The sequence below is a fragment of the Candidatus Cardinium sp. cBcalN2 genome (assembly GCF_022810445.1).
In the GTDB taxonomy this organism is placed as follows: domain Bacteria; phylum Bacteroidota; class Bacteroidia; order Cytophagales; family Amoebophilaceae; genus Cardinium.
Map to the genome: position 1 here is coordinate 1 of NZ_JAACGD010000136.1, position 2720 is coordinate 2720.

Consider the following 2720-nt stretch of genomic DNA (forward strand, 5'->3'; position numbering starts at 1 on the left):
TTTCTGATCGTACTTTTTTCAAAGGGCGCGTTTTTTTCCTAGTATAATCCATAGTGGTGAACTGTAACTATAGGGCTGCATGGAAGCCTGGCATCAGATTTTTTTGGGTTATCTTTTTTTATCTCTGGCTTCTTATATCTTACGTAGCTTCTGCAGGGACTGCAAGCATTATTCTATTCTATGCTATTCTATTTATAAGCATACATACCCATACATATATTAATTATTTCTTGTTTTTTATCTAATTCACGTATCTCTTTGCAAAGTTTTTTAACATACATGTCTATAGTCTTGTTGTTTGTGTCCTCTTGATTGAATAATGTTGGTAACTCTTGGTGTTTCAATAAGGATTTTAGCATCTTTTTTTTATCATTATACAAAAGTTCGAATATATCTCTAGACGTATAAAGCATATAACTAATAGGGTTATATCCAGCTCTAAATGTATTACAAGTTGCGTAAAATTTACGGCATATATCAATATATCTTTCTAATAGCAGCATTAATATATTTTGACCACCTTTATCTGATTGTGCCATATTTACATTTTCTATACTTAATAATTTATTTAATATGGTAGCCCATCCTGGATAGCGATTGTAAGCTACCCACATTAATGGAGTACGCCCATGTTCATCTTGTTGGTTCCAATGTATAGATTTGTTTAGTTGCTTATTATGAAGCTCAAGCAAATAAAGCGCCATATCTTTTCGGTCATATTTTACTGTTAGCCAGAATACGTTTCCATACTCGTCTGCTCTTTTACCATTATATAGCCAATTGAGATCAGCACCTGCTTGAAGTAGGCAATCTAGCATCTCTGGAATACCGCAACATATTGTATGGTGTAATATATAATGCATATACCAGGCTTTGTCTTCTCGATTGCTATACAATTCAAGTGCCTCTTTTACTAGTACTTTAAACATGTTGAGATCATGCGTAACTATTATATAATCCAATATAGAAATCCCGAATAGCACTTTTTTACTTAAATCTACTGTTTTATTGTTATTGATAAGGTATTGTATAAAATCTGATACTAGATCAGGGCATTTTGAAAAAACGGCTAATGCAAGTGGACTTGTTATGTTACTAGTCCAATCAAGCACTGGGTTAATATGATTGAAATAATTAAAAAATTGGTTATGATATTTCAGGTGTTGGCTATGAGACCTTACATGGCCGTCTGGGTCTGGATAGAAGGAAGCAGAGACACGCCTATAGTCTGAGTTGTTATGTTGTTGAATGGCATTTTTATATTTTGAGAATAAATAACATAGTTCATACATTTCCGCTTTATTTAAAGCAAATAAGGGTTTATCCTGGTGTTTTTCAAACAAGGCTCTTCCCTTGACCATCCATAGAGCGTGATTTGTATCTGGTGAAATATAAGGCTGCTGTTCAGGTCGTCTTTTTTTATTTTGTGGTTCGTTGTTGTTTTGTAAATTATTGGGTCCAATTTTGTTTACAGTTTCGTTGATAGGCTCTATATATTGATTGTTATTTTTAATATCTGGCTTCTGCCCAATATGACCAGCCTTTCGTTGCTTATTGCCTGTTTGTAGCATATTAGCTTTAGTGAAATTATTACATGACAAGGGTATGCAGCTGAAAGCGACTAAAAATTTTATTTTTATTTTCATAATCATTAACTTTTTTATGTAAAGTGACATTATACTATTAAATTTTTGAAAAAATTTTGTTTCTTAATAAGATTTGCCATATTAATCAAAATTAATTTGATATCAAAATATGTATCTGTTCAGGCCATGGCTTCAACTTAAAGATGACCACCATTGGTAGATTTAAGTCGTAAGGCATTTTTTCTTGGTAAGAAGTGGGATAAAAAAGCCTTTTTACCAATTTTGATAATAAATACTGCTGGCTATTTAATAATCAAGGAAATATAATCATTAAGTTGACACAATTGGGTGGTATGGGTTCAAGGCTATGGTTGTTATAAGCAAACCGCCCCTTAATTGGCTGCCATTAGCGCTTACAGCTGGAAAAACAGGAGCTACCCCTTGAGTCCCCTCCCTGCAACTGTTTTTGTATTTTAGTTGTAAAGGTCACTTGCTGAGCGCAACTATTTTATCTGGGTTCTTTTTTCATGCACTTGTGTCTGAGCAGTGAATAGATACCAAATTTCTTGTATTGTAAGTTAGTTTTTACAACTAGCATGCTTGCTGATCTTGCTTATACTAAGTGATTTGTAGTTTTTGAAAGCAAGTCTAATAAGTAGCCAAATGACCAAACTTAATCATTCAATATACTTTTTGTATATCTGTGCAAAGCCTAACAGTCATCAGAATAAAATAGAAGATTGGATATTGGATCGGGAAAAATATTGGTTGCAGGTGCGGATTACAGCGCCTCCTCAAGAAGGTAAAGCCAATAAAGCGATTATTGGATTATTAGCTAAAACGTTGGGCATAGCCCAAAGTAACATTTCCTTGGTAAGTGGTGCTACTGCACGGCGGAAAGTTTTTAAAATAGCATTATGGTCTAGTTCACTGGCTGAGAAGCTACCAGAAGAGCCTCAATTGCTTACGCTTTTTTAGTTGTTTCTGGTTTTTTGAGTACTTATTCGGTTATTTTAGTCACTTGGCAGCCAGTATTTGTTCACGCCATGGCGTGAACAGATACGATCGCAATTATTTTATAAAAAGCATTTTGTCTAGAACCGCCATAGTCTTGAATCGTAGCCGTTCAGCGCA

General features: G+C 34.2%; 2 protein-coding genes. One reads left to right on the forward strand and one right to left on the reverse strand.

Features of this window, described 5'->3' with window-relative positions; genetic code table 11:
- Nucleotides 1-188 precede the first annotated feature (188 nt).
- Nucleotides 189-1571 carry a hypothetical protein gene (locus MUW74_RS03885; protein ID WP_243553081.1) on the reverse strand — a complete coding sequence of 461 codons (1383 nt, stop codon included), beginning with the start codon at nucleotides 1569-1571 and terminating at the stop codon, nucleotides 189-191.
- 678 nt (nucleotides 1572-2249) lie between these two features.
- Here MUW74_RS03885 and MUW74_RS03890 point away from each other — a divergent pair.
- Entirely contained in the window at nucleotides 2250-2564 is a 315-nt protein-coding gene (locus MUW74_RS03890) for a DUF167 domain-containing protein (protein ID WP_243517899.1), read from the forward strand.
- The last annotated feature ends 156 nt before the right edge of the window (nucleotides 2565-2720 follow it).